Source organism: Candidatus Eisenbacteria bacterium (assembly GCA_018831195.1).
Taxonomy (GTDB): Bacteria; Eisenbacteria; RBG-16-71-46; order CAIMUX01; family JAHJDP01; genus JAHJDP01.
In genome coordinates, this window is the sequence record JAHJDP010000020.1 from 31,206 (window position 1) to 51,057 (window position 19,852).

Annotated in this window: 12 protein-coding genes; 6 read left to right on the forward strand and 6 right to left on the reverse strand. The window is 50.8% G+C overall.

From position 1 onward, the window contains the following. Positions 1 to 46: 46 nt before the first annotated feature. The 6 genes from KJ970_03380 to KJ970_03405 form a co-directional block, all read right to left on the reverse strand. A complete protein-coding gene (locus tag KJ970_03380; GenBank protein MBU2689943.1) occupies positions 47 to 2,542 on the reverse strand; it encodes a T9SS type A sorting domain-containing protein in 2,496 nt (831 codons plus the stop codon). 455 nt (positions 2,543 to 2,997) lie between these two features. Continuing rightward, positions 2,998 to 3,714: a hypothetical protein gene (locus KJ970_03385; GenBank protein ID MBU2689944.1), complete on the reverse strand. Its 717-nt coding sequence runs from the start codon at positions 3,712 to 3,714 to the stop codon at positions 2,998 to 3,000. A gap of 81 nt (positions 3,715 to 3,795) precedes the next feature. Then, on the reverse strand, positions 3,796 to 4,179 hold the full coding sequence (locus KJ970_03390; protein ID MBU2689945.1) for a hypothetical protein: 384 nt from the start codon (positions 4,177 to 4,179) through the stop codon (positions 3,796 to 3,798). Between the two features lie 406 nt (positions 4,180 to 4,585). Next, complete coding sequence (locus KJ970_03395) at positions 4,586 to 5,623, reverse strand: hypothetical protein (GenBank protein MBU2689946.1); 1,038 nt, start codon at positions 5,621 to 5,623, stop codon at positions 4,586 to 4,588. Positions 5,624 to 5,741: 118 nt separating this feature from the next. Further along, positions 5,742 to 6,311 carry a T9SS type A sorting domain-containing protein gene (locus KJ970_03400; GenBank protein ID MBU2689947.1) on the reverse strand — a complete coding sequence of 190 codons (570 nt, stop codon included), beginning with the start codon at positions 6,309 to 6,311 and terminating at the stop codon, positions 5,742 to 5,744. Positions 6,312 to 6,558: 247 nt separating this feature from the next. Then, the gene (locus KJ970_03405) at positions 6,559 to 8,505 is read right to left on the reverse strand and encodes a T9SS type A sorting domain-containing protein (GenBank protein ID MBU2689948.1); all 1,947 of its coding nucleotides are present in this window, start codon (positions 8,503 to 8,505) and stop codon (positions 6,559 to 6,561) included. 378 nt (positions 8,506 to 8,883) lie between these two features. Between KJ970_03405 and KJ970_03410 the strand changes: the two genes are divergently transcribed. From KJ970_03410 to KJ970_03435, 6 genes are all read left to right on the forward strand, one after another. Further along, complete coding sequence (locus KJ970_03410) at positions 8,884 to 9,630, forward strand: hypothetical protein (GenBank protein MBU2689949.1); 747 nt, start codon at positions 8,884 to 8,886, stop codon at positions 9,628 to 9,630. 254 nt (positions 9,631 to 9,884) lie between these two features. Beyond that, positions 9,885 to 13,274 carry an N-6 DNA methylase gene (locus KJ970_03415; protein MBU2689950.1) on the forward strand — a complete coding sequence of 1,130 codons (3,390 nt, stop codon included), beginning with the start codon at positions 9,885 to 9,887 and terminating at the stop codon, positions 13,272 to 13,274. 587 nt (positions 13,275 to 13,861) lie between these two features. Further along, positions 13,862 to 16,561: an AAA family ATPase gene (locus tag KJ970_03420; GenBank protein MBU2689951.1), complete on the forward strand. Its 2,700-nt coding sequence runs from the start codon at positions 13,862 to 13,864 to the stop codon at positions 16,559 to 16,561. Positions 16,562 to 17,103: 542 nt separating this feature from the next. Next, a complete protein-coding gene (locus tag KJ970_03425) occupies positions 17,104 to 17,484 on the forward strand; it encodes a hypothetical protein (GenBank protein MBU2689952.1) in 381 nt (126 codons plus the stop codon). Positions 17,485 to 17,570: 86 nt separating this feature from the next. After that, positions 17,571 to 18,563, forward strand: a complete 993-nt coding sequence (locus tag KJ970_03430; GenBank protein MBU2689953.1) for a hypothetical protein — start codon at positions 17,571 to 17,573, stop codon at positions 18,561 to 18,563. Beyond that, positions 18,541 to 19,500, forward strand: a complete 960-nt coding sequence (locus KJ970_03435; protein ID MBU2689954.1) for a hypothetical protein — start codon at positions 18,541 to 18,543, stop codon at positions 19,498 to 19,500. The genes KJ970_03430 and KJ970_03435 overlap by 23 nt, the downstream gene beginning before the upstream one ends. Positions 19,501 to 19,852: the final 352 nt, after the last annotated feature.

The following is a 19,852-nucleotide window of genomic DNA, read 5'->3' on the forward strand; positions in this document are numbered from 1 at the left end:
CGGTCTGTCATCCTGACACTTTGTTTCATCCTGATTACCTTTGATGCTATTTCAGCAGATGCATCATCCTTTTCAGTAACCTACCTTCTGCCGTCATCCGGAGAAAGTACACACCCGAAGATACTTCATGCCCACTATTGGTGCGACCGTCCCAGATGACAATATGCTGTCCAGCTTCCTGCTGTCCCTCAACCAGGGTCCTGACGACCCGTCCGCTTACATCAACCACGCTCATATCAACCAAACCAGGAGCAGTCAGGCTAAATCCGATCGATGTGCGAGGATTGAATGGATTGGGTATGTTCTGGTTCAGAGCCAGCTTCAGCTGCGATCCACCACGATCATTCACTCCAACCACATAATTAATATGGTTCAGCGGGAGCAGAGGAAGCCCGTGGAACTGATACGAACGAGCAGTGAGAATGACATCAGAATCCTCCTCAGGATCCGCGTTCTCCAGCACATATCGCAGGGCCAGCCTCACGCTTTCACCAAGAGGACGGCTCGGATCCTCCATAATGAACTGCACGATCGCCAGTCCAACCACCAGGTTACCCTGCTGCCAGGTTCCTGTTGACGGACCTATCTCAGCCACAGCACCCTTGTCCCATGTTCCGAGCTTGCGCTCGAAGACTGGTATGCCATAGTAGGGATCCATTGTCCTCGCGAAATCTCCGATACCGCAGGAGAGTCCCAGAACAACAGGCGTCCAACTCCCTGACCAGATAAGATCCATTGTGAACAGGGGCAGTTTGAAGAAGTCCGCCGGCCGCGAACGGTTGGACAGCGTTCCCACAAACATCACCAGTTCGTTCTGATAATTCCAGAGGTCCACTGCCGCCTGGATGCGATCCCAGCCGCCGTATTGACTCTCATATAATGGAGGAAAGATGGTTGTCCCTGTGGGGAAAGCCGCCTGCAGTTGCTCGGCGACCTCCAACGAGAACTGACCTTCTCCCGGCTGGTCATGATCCAAGTCGCCGATATACCAACTGGTGGTATACGGCTCGTCGTATCCCCAGCCACCGACGTCAATGTAGTAGATGGCCTTCCACACATACCCAAGCACCTGCTCATTCGTGGTGAACGGGAGCCGCCCAACTGCAACATCAGGGAGCCCATCGTCGTCGACGTCGCCGTAGGAGAACATATCGCCTTCCTCCAAGTACGGCCGATGCCAGGACATGTTCTGTCCCCGAGGACGAGGATCCGCAAGCACACGCGCAGGAATGATTGCATTGTCCGGATCACCGTATTCCGGAAAGCCGGAATTGTAGTAGTCCTGAAGTATGGGCGCCCATGTGTCAACCCACGTTTCCGATGTGTAGGGCCCATTCACCGCGAAGTATTCCCAATCAGACCAGTCTCCGCCCAGGAGTGCATAACGCACACCATCACCATACAGTCCGGCAATGACGGCCTTAACGCCCTCGAAGGTGACCAGATTCGGTCCAGGCACGCCGATGACGGTGGTTTCAACTCCGTACCAGCCTGACAGCACGTCTGCTAAGTACTGGTAGTCCATCACCAACGGTTCCCAGCAGATGATGCCGAGCTTCTCACCCGACATCGTGTGCTGACCGCTGAACCAATCTGAAGGCGGCCCCGCAAGCAACTTCTCTTGGATAAGAGAGCGCATCTCTTCCAATCCGGGCTCGATTTGAGGTTCAATCGTAGGGATGTCTTCAGCCTTCGCGATCGAATGGATGATCTCGTTCCCCGACGTTTCGACTTCCACCAGACGATACTCCCCGCCACCGACAGGATGCGACCGCTCTCCGACTCCCGGCTCCAGCTCAGCGACAGTCGTCCAGCTGTCCCCAGCTTTGCTCTGGATGAGGTAGCCAGCTGTCTCATGCTCGGTCACCGGCCTGAAGTAGAAGCGACCATCCTCCACGCGGATACCGCCCACGTCAGCAGCCGGGTCGTCGCCATGAATGAGACGCATGCGATAATCGTTCGGGCCATCACGACCGTCCCCGTCGAGATGGAGATGAGAGTTGTTTTGACTCACAACCTCGCTCGACAAGACACGCAGCACTTCGCTGCCGAACTGGCCACTAAGAGGCTTTACGTTCGCTACAATGACCGTATCCCCCTCCCATACAGCCCCATCAACGTAGAAGATGTTGCCGGGAATCTGCAGAACATCTTCCGCATTCATACTGGTGTTCAGGTGAGTATCGCAGGTGAAGCGAATCTCCAGACCGTCCCAGGGGACGGAATTGTTCCACTCACCGTCTACATGCTTGAATGCGGGAGCTGCGGTCTTCTTGTGATCTCCGACCAGCTGGAAGTTTGAGGGATTGGGCACATGCTTGATCGCCTCTCCAAGGACACGCCGTGGAATCCCGTCGTTCCCGTCAAGGCCGCCCCACACCACAGCCACATTATCACTGCTCTCGTTCCCGTAGCATGTTCCCACAATCTTGATCAACGCATCACAGCCACTAATTGGAGGACAAGCCGATGAGTAGCAAGCCTGGAAGTGTCCGATTCCATCACTCATGTAGGCATGGCTCGCGACTGCCCACCAATACATAGATACATGGTATCCGTGATCTGACGAGGCAGCATATACTTCTCCTGCATACCCATGATTGTTCCAGTAGGTTGTTACAGCTAAGGAAGAGTCCAATCCATCAGAAGTCTTTGGATATACTTGGACAGCAATTCCGTTAGTGCTTGAATGTGAATGATGGAACAATGCACCGGCATTTGCCGCCAGTTCTCCTGCATATACATCAATTGTGGGATCTGGATTATATGTTGGGTAGGTGTTTCCATGATAACTTCGTGTGTACCCTTGGTTGTCAACGCATTCCCGAAACTCTGGACGATCGCCCAGCCCCACACCTCCCAGATCATACGGCCTGATCTCGAGGGCATACTCTGAGCTGGGAGTGGTGCATTGCCCCAGCCCAGTCGGAGTACTCGCCCACACCGTGAAAGCAGTGAGAGAAATAACCATGAGTGAAAACATCACGTTGCGCATGGCTACCTCCCTCCTGACCTTTGGAGATCCTCCCAGAAGTAGCTGTTTTGGAGAGGGTACACCCCATCGATATCGATACTCTCGGGTGCAATCCCTTGACGCAGCTGCGTAATGACTCCGGTGAGCGTGCAGATGTGGTTTCCTGAAACGAACAGGTGGTAGTCATTGCCGAAGCATATCCACCCACCACCGATCAGATGAGCCCGCAGCTCCGCCTTAATTTCCGCGAAGGGATTTTCATCAGGATCATCAGGAGTGCGATTCTCCGTACTGAATATCCGTTCGAAAAACATTCCGCCCCGGGACTTCAGAATCATTGTTACCGCGTTCCCGCACACTTCCACGTTCCTGAAGTATTCAGGATGCTCCAGAATCACCGCAGCCCATAACTCAGCGGCTTCCTCAACAGAACCAGCCAGGCTTGCGGCCGCATCTGCCTGTTGAATCACCTGATAATCAGGCTTCACCGTTCCCTGTTCTTCAGTATTAGCAGGGGGCGGCGCATACCGATAGCCCTCAAGGCTCAGGCCATTCTCGTCAATGGTCCACAATGATTCCCACTCAGCATCATTCTCGATGGCGTTCCGGTCGAGCGGAACCTCGTGACCATAAGCGAAAATCGGACCCATGATAATTTCATCGGGCTCGGTGGCGGCGCTGTTTCCGCATCCTGTCATGGTCACCACTAGCAAGATCACAACTGAATACACTAGTTTCATCGTGCTGTCCTCCATGCAGGATGTAGCTGCGCGATGCTGCCCACGTTGCAGGTCACCTCAGCCATCTCCTGTTATAGCCCATTAACCGTCGTCTTTCGTTGAATCCGGCAAAAATATGATCTTGATCTTGCCCCATGTCATGGGGACCTGCGGCAGCGCGCCGCGATCGATCATGAACGTACCGAATTCAATCAGCATCCGTTCTGCGAAGCGCTCCCTCAACTGGTCAGCAGCTTCCGCGGCTGTCGAAGCGTCCGCCTCAATGACCTTCACCGTCGCTTGTATTGCAGACTGCTCCCAGAGGGAAACGTCCCACATAGTTCCTCTTACCTCGGTAACGGTCGTCTGGAACGCGGGCATCTCGACCGGCTCCTGTGACTGAGTCGGCGGGGTGTCGGAGCAACCGAGCCCTATTCCGAACATAACAAACGCTGCCAAAATCAGCAGCGGAATGAATCGTTTCATAGTGGTTTCCTCCAGTTTCAGTTTATTTTCTTGTGATTGAATTCCTGTTGTATTCCTCACATTTCAGCAGAAAAGGAAGCCTGTACAATCCTTCTGCAAACTGTCGAGTAGTAAACCAAACAAAGACATTAGACGGAAAAGCATAAGATACTCCTGGATCGTGAAAAGCTCCACTACAGTCACATAAGAACAATAACATTATTTCAGGCCAGGTGCTAGGTCGGGATTCGGAGCTGTATTGCATTAGGTGGCAATGGATTGGAAGCTGTCACCGAGCCAGCCAAAGCCCTCCCCCCATCTCCCACCGGCCCGCCCCCTTTCAGCGTAAGCGTTACCTGCTTTGTAGAGGGGATGCGTCAATGGCGAGCTGAATGATGTGAGACAGAACCCCTCGGAGAATTCCCATCTATTCTTCCCGGAGACTCTGGAGAGCTATAGCGGGCCGCGTCTCGTAGCCCCTCCTGCGTCCGCAAGCCATCCAGTGGAACTCGACGTCAGGATCGCCAGCTTCCGAAATGACCTCAAATCCTTCCGTGCTCGTCGATTCCACGTAGATAGCACTCCATCCTCCTACAGGCGTTAGCGTGACGCGCACCGCGACTTCACCAGATACGGATTCTGTGAAGAGGGGATCCAGTGCAACGTATACTCGGTCTCCTATAAGACGGGAGCTTCCCGAGGTGTACATCTCAACTTCCGGCGCTTGTACTCCAAATATCGCTTGCGGGGGGCCATCTCCCGTCTCGACAGCGCTTCCGGTCAAGCTCGTCGAGAAGATCGTTCCATAAACGTATAATCCTTCGCATGTCGAACACGCTGAACGGATGTTTACGGCATACTCATCGTCATCATCGTCCTTTATGAAGTGCCCGGCTTCTCCAAACTTGGCCCGCGATGTCAGGACTCTCGTAGAGCTGCTAATTACTTGCCCCGTATTCGTCAGATGCAGGCAGTTGCCGTCATTGCCAGAACTTTCCCTGTTGTTTACGAAGATCAATGCCTGGTTGCTGGGCCCAGCATCTGGCGTCTTCTCGATGTACAAAGCCCTACCGTTTCCAAGGGCATCTACAATCATCGTCAGCGTTTTGCCGTCACAGTACGCGCATTCGAGCCCACTCGCCGAGGTGGCGAAAGCGTAAGCAGAAGAAGAAATGGGCTTCCGAGGGCTGAGCGGGGCTCCGTTGACCCATATATCGAGCCATTCGACGGTCCCGTCGAAGCAGGTGGCGGGCAGCGGTAGTACAGAGCCCAGCTGCAGCTCAAAAAAACCGTCTACAACCGGCACACCAACATGAAACTCCGGTCCCCAGCAAGCATCGCCAGAAGTAGAGTCCGGAAAGATATTAAATTGGAAATTGACCAATCCAGTAACAGGAATGCCATCACCATCCCGCAGAAAACCCTGGTAACTCATCTGGCCTGGAACATCTGCGACAGCTTGCACGCCGAGTAGCCAGATCAACGTGACGACAACTCCAAGAACTGTGAGGTTTCTCGAATTAGACCGCATTGTTATCACCCTCCATCGGTGCTGCTTCTGAATTAAGTCAACCTTCTAGAAATCATCTCAATACCACAAGCCGCCTGACCTCTTCTGTGTTACCTGCCGCCAGGCGGGCAAAGTAGATTCCAGTTGCGACAAGATGACCATTATTGTCTATTCCGTCCCAGGTGGCTTCGTGCCTGCCAGGTTGGACAAGACCGCGTTCGAGAGTTCTCACCACTCGCCCCCGCAGATCATAAACAACGAGTGTCACGTGCGACGGACTACTTAAGTCAAATCGCAGCCGCACCGACCCTGTCGCAGGATTGGGATAGGCTGGATATAACCTCTTGTCGGTTATGATCTTCTCTCCTGCATCGTCAACACCAGAGACCCCTGGGCAAAGTACCGTCACTCGCCTGAGGAACCTGAAACCCGACCAGAGCTGGAAGTTCTGGTTTTCTGACAGGCCCACGACCGGTTCGCCCAGAGTGAACAGTAGATCGTGATCAGGTGCACCGCAGACTATGCCGCCTGATGCATCGAGCACGCTGGGATATAATTGATATTCCTGAGCCACTCCTGAACAGGACCAGAGGAGAATCACAATCCCAATGATAAAGATCAGAAATTGACGAATGTTGTCCAAAGCGACCACCTCCCTTATTTCACAATTAACAACCGGGTATGGAACAACATCACATTAGTCATCTCAGAAGGTGAGGCAGAAACACATTAGCATTTTCAATCCCAGAGAGCAAGTAATTTCACTCAGGTCTATCGAGAACTGGCATGTTGTCAATCTCGTTCATAATGGTCTCCCCAGACCACCTTCCCTGGCCGCCCCTGCTGCAGGTGGATCGGGATCACCGGCGTCGATTCACTTGGATGTAATATTACCGAAGCAAAATCACTCGCTGTGTCTGAATCAGATCTGATACCTGAAGTTGAATAAAATAGACACCAGCATTGAGCTGCTGTCCGCCATTGTCTATCCCAGTCCAGAGAACCCGGTGCTCCCCAGGTTTAACGGACCCGCCATAAAAGGATCTCACCCGGCGACCGCCAATGTCGAAAACATCAAGATTGACTGCACTCTCCTCTGCAACACTGAAAACAATCTGCGTTGCGGCGCGAAACGGATTCGGAGATATCGAAATGATGTCGGTATATAGCGGTTCCGGGGATGTTCCGGGGACCTCTGAAGGGCCAGTCCCGACCGTGGCCACCAAGTCATAAAACAGGTCCTCAAGATTAATCGCACCATCCAAGTCCTGTTGATCCCTGGTCCTGAAAATGAGTGTTCCGGCGTAAGCCCCATTGGAAGCACCATCGGAATCGAAGTGCACTCCCCAGGACGCCGGGATCTCTCCGATAGTGGCTGGACTGAATCCCCCAACTATTGTGAATCTGGGATCCCCCGCCAGTTCAGCTCGATAGACCTCCAGCAGAGCTTGTAGCGAACCGTATCCAAAGTTGTAAACAGCTGCGGAGAGATCAGAGAAGGCTCCCGGCTCATGAGTTTCAAAATCCAGAACTCCGGAGATCATAGGTTCCTCAGCGGAGACACTGGGCGCCGCGTGAGCAAGCACGGTTCCGTTAAGAGGGATCAACTGGACTGGATTATCCAAATCGTCTGATGTGAGGGTCAGGTCACCTTCATTCAGACCAGGTGTTGCCGTTGACATCCCAATGTTGTGCAGATTGGCAGGATCTCCGGCCTCCGCCTCGAAGTCGCCCGAAGGGCATGTGAAAACAATCAGAGTTGTTATGGAGTAGTCGAGTTCATCAGCTGGTATCTCGGCTCCATTCGCGACAGAAAGCACCCGTGTCGCCGTCCCTCCGACGATCACCGACCCGAACTCAAGGGCCGAGTCTGTGAGGAGAATCGGCGGGACTTGCAGGTCTGCAATGACGGGGAGATGATCCGAACCATTGTAAAGCGCCTCGATCACTTCTGTCGGAAGCTCCGGGTGTGGTGGATCGTCGATGAGAGCTTTGTTAAAGTGTTGGCCGTCATTTCCAAATGTGGCATAGGTTTGCTCCAAGATATCCAGACCTTCGTCGTCCTGTACCGCTGGGCCAACGAGTATCATATCAAACCGATCGTCCATCCCCCCTGAGGCCCCACCGCCAAACTGTATGGTCCGGGTGGACTGGGAATGAATAACGGCAAAAGATGAACCGTCATGCCAGTTCCCAGGACTGTCGATTGGGTCCTGGACCACGCCTGCAATCCCGGACGCGGTATCAAGCATGTACTGGTAGGCTGGCTCCCCACTGTCATAGATATTGAAGTCCCCCATCACAATGTAGTTCTGGCCCGGTGGAAAAGACTCCATCCGCGTCCGCATTGCGGTGACTTCATCCAATCGGCGCTGCTCATTATCGCTTCCCTCGCTTGCCTTCAGATGCAATGCATAGATGCGGAGATTCGATGCATCCGAGCCATATCCGACCGGGCCCACGGTCCATTCATCGATGTCGCGGAGTGTGGTGCCTATGACGTGGTGGCCAATGTAACTCACTTTGGTGGATCGATAGAAGATGGCGTTATCCGTATCCGCTCCATTGACAAAATCCCCGGCTTCCCATTCACCTGGGTCCAAGACATCCAGCACATTGGCAAGGAAATAATCCACGGCAACCTGAGAGAGGATTTCCTCTGCGACAAGAATGTCTGGCTCCGCCTGCTCCAATACGGTCCGGAATTCCGCCTCCCGACCCGAGCTGTAGTTCAGGAGATTGTATGTCATGACGCGAAACGCCTGGGCAGGAGAGCAGGAAATCAGCCCCAGGATCACACCGATGAGAATCTGGTGGAAACGACTATTGGATGGCATTGATGCATTCTCCAAATGAGATGGTAAGCTGGGCCTGTCTTCAGTGATCCCAGGCCAAGTGAAAAGAGTTTACCATATCTGCCCTGGATTCGGGAGTGGCTCAATAACGCTATGGATGAGTGTGGATTAGGACATGTCTGAAAACAGCCAGAAAGAAACCCCGACAGCGACACACGGGCGGACATGGTTATCTCCGCTTCGTAAAGGCAGTATACGATGTCAGCGGCCGTGCTGAAGCCGGGAGCGAATCGGGCCGGAATGGGTGGGTGGGTTCCACTGGCGCGGACTGACGCTACACTTGACTGAAAACACAAAGGGGAATCCAATCGAACTGGTTTTCATTACTGAGTTCATCCTTTCACCCTTGGAAGTTATCCAATGAGTCGTAACCCAAAGAAAAAGAAACGCCGTAAGCCAAGGGGTACATCTGGGCATGTGAAGATTGAATTAGGTCAGGATCAGGTCTCCTCGACCCATCATCCCCTCATCTATCCTGACACAAAGGAAGAGCTTGAGTTCTTTATTGCCAATGCATTTCTAAAGCAAGCAAAGCAGGCTGGGATGCTTGACTGGTCCGGGAAAGAGCTTGTACAGAACCCAACCGACGATTTTGATTTTTGTATTGGATCTGATAACGAAGCCGATTATTTGGAGCTTATGGAGATTGCCCCTATCGAGCCATATCAGAGCTACGATGAAATACCGAATGAATATCGGCCATACGATTTTGCACAATTCATTCTAAAGAGAGTCCTTGGTAAATCACGGAAGTATCTTGGATCAACCAGCCGAAAGCTCGTTTTGCTCACATATAACACAGATCAAAAGTTAACCCTTGTACCCCCTACTTCAACAATGCTTCAGAAATGGCTCGCCACCGAGAAGCACTGCTTCTGCCAAATCTATTATTATAAACCCATTGAGCCCAACAAGGGTTTATTAGAAACACTCTATCCAGCCGCGAATGAGCAATTTGAATATTTCAGGCCAGAGGATTACCGCGAGATGATTTTCTGGGGATCAGGCGTCAATTCCTTCACCCAGCAACCAGATGGTAGCCTCCTTAGCCCACCTATTCCCATCCCACTCAGACCAAGAAGATTTCCAGATGATCCTGGCCGATAAAGGTCGAAACAAGCCCACAAGTGCATCCGCATCTTCTTTAAATTCAACCCACTGGCCGTTACGGCAAATCGATGGACATAGATACTCACTGGGGATAGATTGGCTAGAAAGACGTCCAACATCATTGGAGGATAGGTCTGATGCAGGTATGCAGAGAGATGACTCAATTCCCTATTAAAGTGAGAGTAAATTGTGACAGTTTCACTATTATTGGATGAGTTCCCAACTGATCGTCAAAATAGAAAAGGCTTGATATGTTAAAAAAGAAGTTGATCCACGCTTCCCTCCAGAGTTTTGGACAGGCTGTTACGGCCAAGATGACGCAACTCACTCACGGGGAGCCGGAGGACCAGCTGCGTGCGCCATTCGAGCAATTCATGACTGAAGCTGCTCGGGCTATGGGAAGGAAGGTCGTTTGTACAGGCGAAACCCCCATTCCAGATCGTATTGGCCGGCCGGATTACGCTGTCCATCTAAATGGTCTGCTGGCTGGATACGTCGAACTCAAGGCTCCTGGCGTTGGAGCGAACCACTCGCGATTCAAGGGACACAACCTTGATCAATGGAAGCGTTTCTCGGCGATCCCCAACATTCTCTACACGGATGGGAACGAATGGGCACTGTATCGCAGTGGTCAGCGCGTGGGGAAGATTCTTCGGCTCACCGGGGATGTTGCGACTGAAGGGGAAAAGGCCGCATCCGCTAAAGATGCTGATATGGTCGAGCCTCTCTTGCATGATTTTCTCTCCTGGGAGCCAATAATCCCTACTGATCGAAAGGGCAAAGTCGACCTTCAAAGGTTCGCTGCCTTGATTGCCCCACTGTGCCGGATGCTACGCGATGACGTGACAGATGCACTCAGAGATCCTGCTTCGTCACTTATCGAACTCGCCAAGGATTGGCGGGACCTTCTTTTCCCGGACGCCTCGGATAACCAATTTGCTGATGCGTATGCCCAAACCGTTACATTCGCCCTGTTGCTTGGCCGCAGCGAGGGTGCCGACCCGCTTACCCTCAATAGCGCAGAAACCGCCCTGGCTGCGCAGCACAGCCTACTTTCTCGCGCGCTACAAGTTTTGACGGATACGCGCATACGGACTGAAATGTCCGCATCCCTGGATCTGCTCCTTCGGGTAATTGCGGTTGTCCCTCACGCCTCGCTTGCTGGCCCCAAAGACCCCTGGCTATATTTCTACGAGGATTTTCTCGCTATCTATGATCCCAAACTTCGTAAGGATGCCGGTGCCTATTATACACCCGTAGAGGTCGTCCTCGCCCAGGTCCGACTGATTGCCGATCTGCTCGTCAACCGTTTCGGCAAACGATACGGTTTCGCTGACCCAAGCGTGCTCACACTGGACCCCGCTACCGGAACCGGGACGTATCTCCTTGGCGTCATCGAACACGCCCTTAACCTGATCGAGATCGAAGAAGGCGCCGGGGCTGTCGCGGGCCGGGCCACTCAGCTTGCCACCAATCTCTATGGCTTCGAATTGATGGTCGGACCTTATGCTGTGACGGACCTCCGCATCAGTCGAGCCCTTCGCGACCGCGGCGCGGACCTCCCCGAGGAAGGTACGCATATCTATTTGACTGACACGCTGGAAAGTCCTAACGCGACACCTCCCCGGCTCCCAGCGTTCTTGCAACCTATTGCTGAGCAGCATGCAAAGGCATTGAAGGTCAAGAGCAAGGTTCCTATCATCGTCTGCCTAGGTAACCCGCCCTATGATCGCCATCAGGCTGTTGATATAGGCGGCGAGGATAATCTTTCTCGATGTGGCGGCTGGGTCCGATTTAGTGACCCGCTTCGTGACGTTAAGAAAAAGGATGATAAAGGGAAAGTTAGAAAGCTGAAGACCGCGAAGGCAAGGTTAGCAGAGAGAGAAAATCGGTCTATTCTTAGGAGCTTTATCGAACCTGCTGTTGACGCAGGGCATGGTGTTCACATCAAGAATCTCTATAACCTTTATGTTTATTTCTGGCGTTGGGCTCTTTGGAAGGTCTTCGAACACGAGACTGCCCAAGGCCCTGGTATCGTTAGCTACATCAGCGCATCGAGCTATCTGGACGGAGACGCTTTCTGCGGAATGCGAGAGCACATGCGCCGCCTATGTGACGAGATCTGGATTCTGGACCTAGGCGGCGAGGGTCGTGGCACACGCAAGAGCGAGAATGTATTTGCCATTCAGACACCAGTGGCCATCGCAGTGGCCGTCCGTTCGAAAAAGGTAAAGAAAAGCAAGCCTGCTAAAGTCCACTATGCTCCCATCGAAGGCACCCGCGGCACAAAGCTCGCTACACTAGCCGCAATCGGCGATTTCGATTCAGTCAAATGGCAGGACTGTCCCGACGACTGGCAGGCTCCATTTCGTCCAGCTGGCAAGGGCATCTACTTTACTTGGCCGCTGCTGACCGACCTCATGCCGTGGCAGCACTCGGGTGTACAATTAAAGCGAACTTGGCCCATCGGACCTGATATGGAAACCTTGAATCACCGTTGGCGGGAACTGTTATCGGCCACTGATCGATCAAAGGCACTTCGAGAAACAGGTGATCGTGTAGTAGATGGCACCTATCGCGTCAATTTAACAGGCATAGATGATTCGACACCGATTTCAAAGTTACCTCACGATGCTCCCATGCCTGGCCTACAAAGATACGCCTACCGTTCCTTTGATCGACAATATGTCATCGCTGATGGGCGCTTGATGTCACGTCCGCGCCCAGACCTCTGGCGCGCGCACAGCGAACGCCAGGTCTATCTGACTAGCCTATTTTCGCAAGCCCTTGGTTGCGGCCCGGCCCTCACTTCTTCCGCGCTCATTCCCGACATGGACCACTTCCGTGGCTCATACGGCGCAAAGGCGGCAGTCCCTCTTTACCGCAGCCCCAACACCTCGGAAGCAAATATTCTGCCTGGTTTTCTCGAACTTCTTGGAAAGGCATACAAACGCAAGCAGTTAACGCCGGAGGAATTCCTGGCCTACGTTTACGGTATTATGGCGCAACCAGGCTTCACCGCGCGATATGCGAATGAGCTGGAGACGCGCGAGCTTCGCGTTCCAATCACGAAGGATGTGAGTCTGTTCGAGAAGGTCTACGAGATTGGCGCTAGGCTTCTTTGGCTACATACCTATGGCGAGCGATTCGTACCAAAGGGTAAGCGAAGCGGGCAGGTCCCGCACGGCAAAGCGAAATGTGTGAAGGCAGTTTCTTACAAACCTGAGCACTATCCTGATTCTTTTCATTACAACGGCAAGACGAGAATGCTTCATGTCGGCTACGGGGTGTTTGCCCCTGTTGCTACCGATGTTTTCGGATTCGAGGTTTCCGGACTAAAGGTTGTACAATCTTGGCTGAAGTACCGCATGAAGAAAGGGGCCGGGAAAAAATCTTCTCCGCTTGACGACGTCCGTCCGGAGCGGTGGACAAGCAATTTTACCACCGAGCTCCTCGAACTGCTCTGGGTGCTGGAAGAAACAATTAGTGGCTATCCCGAACAGGAGCGACTCTTGCATGCCGTGACCGACGGAGAATGCTTCCGGGCCGATGAACTGCCAGCAGTTGACGAGAAGATGCGCAAGCCTTCGCGGTTAAAAGAACAGAGTGGCAATCTGTTTGATGAAGAAGATGACGGCTAGTCACCTGTGGTAGCGATCATCAGTGGGAAGACACAGTTTTGTGCTTTGACCTGGTCAATACGTGCGAGAAGAGCACTTCCTTGGGCTGGCGCCAATGTCAACTACGAGTGGACCATGAGTCCGTACCTGTCGCAGCTTCGATCAATTTGATATATCGATTTCCGGCCCTGGTCTTTCCATCGAGGAACCACCAATGAATTTTCTAGATGCAATTGGTAGATTCACCGGCTCATTGATGACGTTTGCTGCTCTCACTGCGATAATAGACCAGTTCTTAATCCGGCCTTCTCAGAAGGACGCGTTGATTGAGGCTCATGAGAAGACTGCCATACTGGCTGCATCCGTGCAGCGATGGGCTAGTGGATTTGTGTCCTTATGGGCGGCTTTCAGTCGGTCGATTGATTCAGGTGTAAATTCCATGTTATTTTTAGCGATTGATAATATTCTCTTTATCTCGAGAGACGCTGGCAACTTACAGTATTTCAACATTCTCTGCAACTCCTCATTCCCCTTGACCGCAATAATCACTGGGGCTATACTTGGTATGTTAAATGCGTCTATCGTCATTACTTTTTGGGTACAATGCAATGAACCAACATACACCCGGACTCAGCTTCAAGAAATTAGATCTACACATTCACACACCAGCATCGAAGTGTTTTCTTGCCACACAGGTGACCCCATCGCAAATCGTCCAAAGTGCTCTGGATGCCGGATTGGCAGGTATCGCTGTAACTGATCACAATTCGGCGGCATGGATCGAAAGGGTGCAATTGGCGGCCAAGCAGCACTTGGTCGTTTTTCCTGGAGTTGAGATCACATGCATGGGCGGCATCACGGGCATTCACATTATTGCCCTGTTCGACCCCGCCTGCAAGCAGGCACATGTAGAAGGACTTCTCGCCTCCCTCGGTCTCCGACCAGAGGATCACGGTAAGATCGAAACCGTGGTCCAGAAATCACCCAGTGATGTAATCGATGCCATCGTTTCCAAAGGTGGTCTTCCTGTCCTTGCCCATGCCAATTCGTCAAATGGTGCTTTCTGTGATATGAAAGGGCAACAACGTATTAAGCTTATACGCCATCCTCGGCTTTGCGCAGTGGAAGCGAGAGACTTCGCCAACAAGGAACTCGCTGCGCGAAACAAACGTGTTATCGACTTGCTGGATGGCGCTGACCCCGAGTACGAGACACATCTGGCCGTATACCAAGCTTCAGACAATCCGGCTGCTGAAGGTTCAGGTAAACACGGCCTCGCAGGCATTGGTTCACGCTGTGCATACTTTAAGATGGATGCGGTGACTCTTGCTGGCCTGGAACAGGCATTCAACGATCCAATAGTACGGATTCGACAAGACTTTGAATACAAAACATATGAGTATCCACGTATTTCCAGACTACGTGTTGTAGGTGCTTTCCTCGACGGCTTAGACGTTCAGTTGCATGACGGCTTAACGTCTATTCTGGGCGCGAAAGGATCGGGGAAATCACTTCTCGTGGAGTTCCTTCGATTTGTCCTCGACCAACCCTCCAGCAACACGGGCATTCGGCAGGACCATGAAGCCAAGCTCGAGGCGAGACTTGAGGAGTTCGGGACAGTAGCGGTAGATTTTCGGGACGAGACCGGCCGTGAGCTATCTGTTCGTCGCACGTATGGCTCTGGTGACATGGGCGGATATGATGAGGACTCTCCAGAAGAGGTTGCCCGGCTGTTTCCCGTGCTTTTTCTTAGTCAAAACGAGATAATACGTATTGCCGAGAATGAAGAAGAGCAGATTCAGTTTATCGACCGCTTCTTTGACTTCAGAACGTACATTTCGGAAATTGCCACGCTAGAAGGCGGCCTTGGCAGAGAAGATCGAGCTCTCGCTGAGAGCCTCCGCAGCTACACTGCCGTACAGGAATTGGAACAAGCGCTCAAACTTCAAAAACGGGAAACATTGAAACTCGATTCGGCTCTTAAGAACGAAGTATTTGAGAACTTCAGACTTGCGGAAATTAAGCGTCGAGCCTTTCAGGAACAAATCTCTTTCATCGAGAACCGCATCGAGATACTCGAGTCACTGGGACGCGAAGTATTGTCAAACGACGATCCATTGTTACCCGACTCCGTGGAAACCGACCCGGCTCTAAAAAGAACCCATGCCATCCTTAAAACGGGACGCGCATCTTTGAAAGAGAAGATAGAAGATCTCATCGACGAGGTACGGAACAATCGCGATCAGATAGAAACCGAGTTTAAGCGGTGGCTCCCGAAGTACAGAGATGTCAAGATCGCCTACAAAAAGATCGTCCAGGAGACTGGCGGCGATTACAAAGCACTCGCCAGCTCCCGGGCCAAGCTTATTAAGAAACAGGATGGGATCCTGCTAAAACTCCGGGAAGCCAAGTCTCACACCGCCTCCATCAAACAGATCGTTGGACGTCGCAATGGTCTCCTTGACAAGCTGACGGCAGTGTACGCGAAATATACAGAGGAACGCCGCGCAAAATGCAGGCTGTTTGAAAAGGAGTCCAATGGACACCTTAGAGTCTCGATCAGAAGCGGAACAAACAAGGACGCCTTTCGACAACAACTGCGAGCATTGAAGAAGGGATCCAGGCTTCGGGATAGTGATATTGATCGGCTCTGTGACAAGATTGCCCCGACAGAATTTGTAAATGCTCTTATTAGATTCGCATTGAGCCACAAGGTGAAATACTATGCACAGGTAGCCGAGGGCACGGGTATCGATAAGGAAAGGCTAGGGGTCCTCTTTCAATTCCTCCTTGACTCCTTTGATTATGAAAGGCTGCTCAAAATGCAGTATACGGCAATCCCAACGGATCGACCAGAGATTGCGTACAAGGTAGGAGGAGATAATTATGAATTTTTATCCCGACTGTCCACCGGCCAGAAGTGTACTGCCCTATTGATGATGGCGCTTAGCGACGGAACCATGCCGGTTGTGATTGATCAACCTGAGGATTCGTTGGATATTCGTTCGGTATGGGAGGACATGTGTTTGAAGGTCAGAGGCGGGAAGGAGAAGAGACAGTTCATATTTACGACTCACAACTCCAGCCTAGCCGTGGCTGGTGATACCGACAAATTTTTAATATTGGAAGCTACGGCGGATACTGGAAGCGTCGTTTATTCGGGTAGCATGGATGAAGGCCCTGTCAGCGAAGAAGTACTTAAGTATCTTGAGGGAGGCCCAGATACCTACAGACTGAAGTACCGCAAGTATAGTGCTGAGCGAATACTTGCAAGACGAACATCCAAACGAGGAAAAGAAAACATGTAAGAGGCGACAAGAGCGCCACCAGCAACTGTCTCATCAGGAACGGCTTTACCGTAGCGACTCTAACCTCGCGCGGTGGGACTTGTACACAACCTGATCTGACCTAAAGACATCCTCCCCTTTGTAAGGAACAGTTGTTCTTGATTTCATACAGGTTAGGAAGTAGTCCTATCACAACGTCCGCGGATTTCCCTTATTCCCTCTTCTTGTCTTGCTTTTCCCAGTATCATGACATCATATCTTCTATATACTCGCCGATCCTCTGGGCAATGTGCAGGCTTCAATACCTTTCATCCACCTGTTCACAGGGCAGGAAGGAATCGAATTCAGGTACGACGTTGTATGGGGTCCTACCTATGGTAGAGCACACTAGAAATCCCCGTGTCTTCGAAGCTCTGCCCCGGAAGGTGCGCATTCCGGTGAAGTCGGCCGCCTAGACCGGTCCGAATCCGGCCGGGTATTCCGGTCGAAAGCGGCCACTGATTGACTGATCCCAACAATGGGAGTATATTCTAGGTCAATGTCAGGCAATTTGGAGGTTTGGGATGAATGATGAAGTGTTGGAGCCATTTGGGTTGTTATTCTTGGAGAGTGCTCCTCCCCCTGAAAAGAGATCTGATCCAGTGTATGACAATGAAACGGACATCTCATATATCAGCGTGGAGAATGGAGATCTAGTTCCCTTTGTGGAGTCCCAGGTGAATGAGGAAACTAAAAGCACAACCGGGATCGCAAGAGAAGGTACAGACAAAGATGTAACAGATACTAAATGCGCAGGGGCCTTTGTTGGCACGAATACTGGTACAAGGATCAAACTTGAAACAACTGATAAGGACAACCATGATCTGGTGCCTGTTTGTTGGACAATGCTTGGGACGAAGACATTGACATTTGTGAATACTGAGCCCACAGATTCAGATGATTAAGAGGACACAAGTAGGTATAATATTCCTGAATGATAGCAGGGAAATAGATCAATAAGATTTTTATTCAATTGACTAGAGATTATTAAATGATCTTAATTGTCACGAACAAGAAAGATTACACAGCAGATTTCCTCATCCTTGAATTAAAGAGGCAAGGAGAGAAATATGTAAGATTCAATCTCGAGGATTTTCCTCAGCATATCCGTCTTGCGTGGAAATTAAATAATGGAGTGGTTGACGGCCAGATATCATTTCCTAACCTAAATGTAGAATTCAGTGAAATTCACAGTGTTTGGTATCGAAGGCCCGTGCTCCCTCGACCAGACCCAAATATTCGCAATCCTGCAGCATATGAATTTGCTGCTTCCGAATCTCAGGCATCTTTGGATGGGATATGGCGAACACTTGATTGTTTTTGGGTGAGCCATCCCGATAATCTCAGGAAGGCAGAGTCAAAACTTCTTCAGCTAAAGATTGCCGCAAAGATAGGTTTCAGCGTATGGCCGACCTTGTTGACAAATGACCCAACAATTGGGAAGGAATTCTTTCAAGATCAGGAAGAGAATATAATTTATAAACCCATTAATCGGGCTCAACTCACCAGAGATGGTCGCGTCGATTTGATTTATACAAATCCTGTTAAGTCAAACCACCTTCCTGAATTTGATCGAATCAGCCTTGCGCCTTCACTTTTCCAAAAATATGTGCCAAAGAAGGCTGAAATACGAGTAACAGTAATAGGCAATAGAATCTTTGCCGTTGAGCTAGATTCTCAATCGCAGATTGAGTCTATACACGATTGGCGTCGGGGAGATACGGCCAAAATACGACATGGTTCCCATCAACTACCTTTAGAAACTGAAAATGCTTGTCGAGCCCTCGTTAAGGAATTGGGCCTCGCATTTGGGGCTATTGACTTGATACTTACTCCGAAGGGAGAATATGTATTCTTGGAGATTAATCCTAATGGACAGTGGGCATGGATTCAGCAAATGTGTCCCAAAGTAGCGCTACGTCAGACGCTCACTGAGCTTCTAAGATCAGGGGTGGCATTCTATGACGACGGATGCGATGAATAAGCTCCGGAAAATAATCGAAAATCTCGCACTTGATTGGATTCCGATTCTTATTGGATACCAGCCAGTTCCTATTGAAGATCCTGATGATATCATCTCGCAGTCCGAAGCACAGAACAAATTTAAAACATTTGATGATAAAGACAAAATCGAGGAAGCACTGGATTATTGTACGGGTCTTGTCGAGCTTGGTGACTGTAGATTGAAGAGGATTGAATCAAAAGCCATGACAATGGTAGGCTTCACAGGCGTAGCTGCTGGATTGGTCACAGGTATTGGAATTCTTTCCATGACCACGAATGGATTGAAACCACTCGCGGTGTCTCTAGTCTCTGCATTGTGTTATATATTCACCATCACATGTTTCTTCATTTCGATTTACCTGGCTTTAAAGGTCTTGGCGATTAGCGATTATAAATTTGTTACCCCGGATCCTGCAGATATCTTTCATCTTTCAGATAAACCTCTGAATATCGTTAAAATAGAGCGTGCCGCAACATTATACTACTCCTATCATCGTAACGAGCAGTTACTGAATGAAAAGGGAACCTATTTAATAGGCGCACAAAGATGGTTTCGAAATGCAATAGTTCTTCTCCTTATTCTTGCTTGTTCTTACGTGCTATCATCATTTCAGTTCAATATTTCTAGGAGTGCCCCGTCCAATACAAACATCAACCGGATTACGATATCTGAGACGGAAGAGGAAAATTCATTCAGTTGCAAAACAGAACTGCCGGGGGAAGCTGATTCTGGGCAATGCTGCAAATACAAATCGGAGATTGAAAGCTCTTCCGCTGATGTCGATAGCAATATGCTTCTACCTGAGAATAGAAATATAGAAAATGAAGATGATTCGGTTTTTATTCACATTCAATTGCTGGATTTACAGAAAGACGATTCGACAGCAGCCAGAGATCAAAATGGAGAGGACGAGTAGGACATTACCTGCCTTAGCAATAGCGGCCTAAAAATCGGTTTTGTTAAGGGGTGGCTCAGAGAGGTATGGCTTGAAGAGTTCCCAATTGTTGATGGGTCTTGAAACCCGCGTGTATACAGTGAAGAACGGTAAGATATCGCCCAGCCCCACAAGAAAAATTCAGGGAATTCTTCGGTTACCTGATGATTAACAAGGAATTACAAGAGATCTGACGGAAGGATTACGGTGCCGGGATTCTTAATCGCTTCATAGAGAGCCTTCCTCAAGTACGCTTTCGGATCCACACAACATAGTTTCGCCGATTCCAGCAAGCTATAAAATAGAGCCGCCACTTCCGTTCCGCGTTTGGATC

Coding starts and splice junctions, on each gene's coding strand:
- KJ970_03420 (MBU2689951.1), top strand. CDS start 13,862: ATGAACCAACATACACCCGGACTCAGCTTCAAGAAATTAGATCTACAC.
- KJ970_03385 (MBU2689944.1), bottom strand. CDS start 3,714: ATGAAACTAGTGTATTCAGTTGTGATCTTGCTAGTGGTGACCATGACA.
- KJ970_03380 (MBU2689943.1), bottom strand. CDS start 2,542: ATGTATTGGTGGGCAGTCGCGAGCCATGCCTACATGAGTGATGGAATC.
- KJ970_03390 (MBU2689945.1), bottom strand. CDS start 4,179: ATGAAACGATTCATTCCGCTGCTGATTTTGGCAGCGTTTGTTATGTTC.
- KJ970_03435 (MBU2689954.1), top strand. CDS start 18,541: ATGACGACGGATGCGATGAATAAGCTCCGGAAAATAATCGAAAATCTC.
- KJ970_03405 (MBU2689948.1), bottom strand. CDS start 8,505: ATGCCATCCAATAGTCGTTTCCACCAGATTCTCATCGGTGTGATCCTG.
- KJ970_03410 (MBU2689949.1), top strand. CDS start 8,884: ATGAGTCGTAACCCAAAGAAAAAGAAACGCCGTAAGCCAAGGGGTACA.
- KJ970_03430 (MBU2689953.1), top strand. CDS start 17,571: ATGATCTTAATTGTCACGAACAAGAAAGATTACACAGCAGATTTCCTC.
- KJ970_03415 (MBU2689950.1), top strand. CDS start 9,885: ATGTTAAAAAAGAAGTTGATCCACGCTTCCCTCCAGAGTTTTGGACAG.
- KJ970_03425 (MBU2689952.1), top strand. CDS start 17,104: ATGAATGATGAAGTGTTGGAGCCATTTGGGTTGTTATTCTTGGAGAGT.